The following is a 3538-nucleotide window of genomic DNA, read 5'->3' as shown; positions in this document are numbered from 1 at the left end:
TGCCACATCTCTTGATGAGATTATTCGCGCTTATTGTGCAACTTAGTGTCTCATTTTTATTTGAAATAACTATAAATCTAATTGTGATTCGCTACTTATTAAATTTACTCTTAACTAAGGCAAATTCGACTTTCTTGAGAGGCAAAATTCTGAATCTATAACTCGGAACCAAACTATAAAGTTATTTTGGCGACTAGCAATTAGGTAGCCACTAAAATGTGGCTCTTAGAAGAGGAATATTGTCAAATTTTGCCAACTGCTGCTTGAGGTTGGGCCTGAATCAACCAGTCCAAGCTCGATCGCACTCCCCGCAACCTCGATCGAGATTCTCGCCCCACAGCCCAATTATTAAGTTTTGTGACAATTTTGATTTGGTAGCTTTAGATACAGAATTGTCTGTTATAGTCATAGAAGAGAAGAAAAAAACAGCCCAACATTAATCTAAAGAATACGGAGGAACCCCCTATGTCTACCGAAAATCAAGCTCGCTCTCTGATGATGCGCCACCACCAACTGGTGAAGAACCGGCAGCAATCCATGCTCAACCGCACCGCCACCGAAGTCGGGATGGAAGATACGCACTACTGGGGTCACATTCAAGGCAAACCGCAGCCCAGCTTTCAAGCCAGTTACGATCGCAGCCACGCCACTATGAGCTAGGGCCAGCTCAATTTCGACAATTTTCTACGAAGTCATTACCTATAGTTTGGAGAAATCAGTTATGTCAACTCAAGAACAAGCCCGCAACCTGATGATGCGCCACCAACACCTAGTCAAAAACCGTCAGGAATCCATGCTGAGCCGTGTTGCTGCTGAAGTTGGTTTAGATGCTGGTTCTCCAGCGAGTATCGATCGCAAATAACCCCTTTTTTCAACGGCGAGATAGTTGAATCGAGTTTGGTGTTTGCCAGCTAAAAATTAATAATGTCAATTACAAAACCGTCGCGACTTCTTCTTGAGTTCTAACTCTAGATTGGAAGCCGCGATTAGTTTTATGGGGAATTGGGAATTGGGAATGGGAATGGGAAATTGGGCCCAAAAGAATGGGGAATCTTAGATCTAAAATCTAAAATCGTTCGACTGAGCGCTCACGCCGAAGTCTAAAATCTAAAATCTAAAATCTAAAATGGTATAATCCCCTTTCAGCAGATTGAAGGCTACTAGGGAGGTCATCATGTCGGACTGGAAAGAAATTGGCGGCGGAGTTACAGCACCCAGAGGGTATCGAGCATCGGGAATTACAGCGGGTTTGAAGCCTTCAGGCTTGCCGGATTTAAGTTTAATTTTGTCAGAGGTAGACGCAATCGCCGCCGGAGTCTTCACAACCTCCACTGTCCGGGCCGCTTGTGTGGACTACTGCCGCCAGCGTTTGCAAGCTAAACCCAGCGCCAAAGCAATTTTGTGCAATGCGGGACAAGCTAATGCTGCTACTGGGGAACAAGGTTTGGCAGATGCCCTCGAAAGTGCCAAATTGTTGGGAGAAGCGCTGAATATTCCTCCAGAATCGATTCTTTTGGCCTCCACTGGCGTCATCGGACAGCGGATTAAAATGGATCCCCTGAGGGCGGGAATTCCCCGATTAGTTGCTGAGGCATCGGAAACTGGTTCTGATGCGGCGGCTAAGGCTATTTGTACGACTGATTTAGTACCGAAAACGATCGCCCTAGAAACCATGTTTGGCGATCGACCCGTCCGCATCGGCGGCATTTGCAAAGGTTCGGGAATGATTCACCCGAATATGGCAACAATGCTGGCATTTGTAACTTGCGATGCAGCAGTGTCATCGCATTTGTGGCAAGAAATGCTGAGTCGTGCGGCTAACAGAAGTTTCAATCAAATTACTGTTGACGGCGATACCAGTACCAACGATTCGCTAATTGCTTTGGCAAACGGTCAATCCCGCACACCGGCAATTACCGAAATGGGGGCAGATGCTGAAAAATTAGAGGCGATGCTGACAGAAGTTTGCGTGCATTTAGCAAAGGCGATCGCCCGTGACGGCGAAGGTGCAACTTGTTTGGTAGAAGTGCAAGTTAGTGGCGCGCTGGATGAAGTTTCTGCGAGTAAAATTGCCAAAACAATTGTCGGTTCTTCTTTGGTGAAAGCTGCTATTTTCGGACGCGATCCGAATTGGGGCAGAATTGCGGCGGCGGCTGGGCGCGCTGGTGTACCTTTCGATCAAGAGAATTTGCGGATTCAATTGGGGGAGTTTTTGATGATGGAAAACGGACAACCTAAAGAGTTCGATCGCGCTGCTGCGAGTAATTATATGAAAGCGGCTGCAGAAGGCGAATATTTGAAGGCTGATACGGTTGTAATTCAGGTTAGTGTCGGGAATGGCAGCGGTTTTGCGAAAGCTTGGGGATGCGATTTGAGTTACGACTACGTAAAGATTAATGCGGAGTATACGACTTAAATAAGTCCGGGCGGTTAGAAGTCCGGGCGGTTAGAAACCGCGCCTACACAAACAAAACCAGACGAGAGAAAGTTGAAGGCAAATTTCACACAATTTAAACTAAAATCCCCCCCCTGGGGGGAAATCCAAAAATCTAAAACTTGTGTTCAGCGAGTAAATATCAGTTTTTTTGCTTCTCCTTTGAAAATCGCTAAAGCTCTTACACCGAGCACCGTTCTATGATTTTCACTAAATATAATAGCTAAAAATCTTATTCAGACTAACTTTCAAGGCTTTTTAAACTTATTACCAATAAGTCTAATGTATCACCTTTTCCAAAAATTGCTAATGCTTATGGGAACAATTTTTCTAACAGTGTATATAGGCGCTTGTGCGTTTCTGCTTATTCGGCAGAGACAAATGATTTTTAAACCGACCTATGACACTTTAGAATTACCCTCAAATTTTAATCTCAAATATGAAGAAGTTTGGTTTTTGGGAAACACTAGGCCTAATTCACAAGACAAATTACATGGATGGTTTATTCCATCGTTAAAACCAGATACAGAAGTTGGAACTATTCTATATTTTCATGGGTCGGGAACAAATATTAGCAATCCGATTTATATTCGAGATGTGGCACAGCTCAACAAACTAGGATTTTCTGTCTTTATATTTGATTACCGAGGTTATGGTCAAAGCGGGGGAGATTTTCCCTCTGAATTTAGCATTTATGAAGATGCAGCCGATTCTTTAAAATATTTAACAAAAAATAGAAAAATTGCACACCAAAAAATTTATTTGTTTGGAGTTTCTTTAGGTGGAGCAGTTGCGATTAATTTAGCACTTAAAGAGCCAAGTATAGCGGGGCTGATTGTTGTCAGTTCTTTTACCTCTATGCAGGAAGAGGTAATTCATTTAGGTTATAGGATTTTCCCAATTGCATGGATATTAAATCAAAGATTTGACTCCCTTAGTAAGGTTGTATCTCTAAAAATACCTATTTTAATCGTTCATGGTACTTCTGATCGGTCAAATCCAGCTAGTATGAGTCAAAAGCTTTATGACTGGAGTTTAGACTAAAGAGTACGATCACCCTCAAGCAAAAGTGATCTCCCCACAGCACAATCGAAGGGATGAGAG

At 43.2% G+C, this 3538-nt stretch carries 4 protein-coding genes; all 4 read left to right on the top strand.

The genetic code is table 11. The features are described 5' to 3' along the window. Nucleotides 1–465 precede the first annotated feature (465 nt). The 4 genes from QUA07_RS29640 to QUA07_RS29625 all read left to right on the top strand — a co-directional run bounded on the left by QUA07_RS29640 (nucleotide 466) and on the right by QUA07_RS29625 (nucleotide 3478). Nucleotides 466–660, top strand: coding sequence for a hypothetical protein (locus tag QUA07_RS29640; RefSeq protein ID WP_015176120.1), 195 nt, complete (start codon nucleotides 466–468; stop codon nucleotides 658–660). 61 nt (nucleotides 661–721) lie between these two features. Beyond that, nucleotides 722–862 carry a hypothetical protein gene (locus QUA07_RS29635; protein ID WP_333332771.1) on the top strand — a complete coding sequence of 47 codons (141 nt, stop codon included), beginning with the start codon at nucleotides 722–724 and terminating at the stop codon, nucleotides 860–862. A gap of 312 nt (nucleotides 863–1174) precedes the next feature. Continuing rightward, nucleotides 1175–2416, top strand: a complete 1242-nt coding sequence (argJ, locus tag QUA07_RS29630) for a bifunctional ornithine acetyltransferase/N-acetylglutamate synthase (RefSeq protein WP_333332768.1) — start codon at nucleotides 1175–1177, stop codon at nucleotides 2414–2416. Between the two features lie 327 nt (nucleotides 2417–2743). Beyond that, entirely contained in the window at nucleotides 2744–3478 is a 735-nt protein-coding gene (locus QUA07_RS29625) for an alpha/beta fold hydrolase (protein WP_333332765.1), read from the top strand. Nucleotides 3479–3538: the final 60 nt, after the last annotated feature.

Origin of the sequence: Microcoleus sp. T3_A4 (assembly GCF_036700465.1) — a bacterium.
In the GTDB taxonomy this organism is placed as follows: domain Bacteria; phylum Cyanobacteriota; class Cyanobacteriia; order Cyanobacteriales; family Microcoleaceae; genus Microcoleus.
Note: the sequence above shows the minus strand (reverse complement) of the source record. Positions and strands in the feature narration are given on the sequence as shown.

Excerpts from the sequence above, each read along its gene's own strand:
- QUA07_RS29640 (WP_015176120.1), top strand. The coding sequence starts at position 466 with ATGTCTACCGAAAATCAAGCTCGCTCTCTGATGATGCGCCACCACCAA.
- QUA07_RS29635 (WP_333332771.1), top strand. The coding sequence starts at position 722 with ATGTCAACTCAAGAACAAGCCCGCAACCTGATGATGCGCCACCAACAC.
- argJ (WP_333332768.1), top strand. The coding sequence starts at position 1,175 with ATGTCGGACTGGAAAGAAATTGGCGGCGGAGTTACAGCACCCAGAGGG.
- QUA07_RS29625 (WP_333332765.1), top strand. The coding sequence starts at position 2,744 with ATGCTTATGGGAACAATTTTTCTAACAGTGTATATAGGCGCTTGTGCG.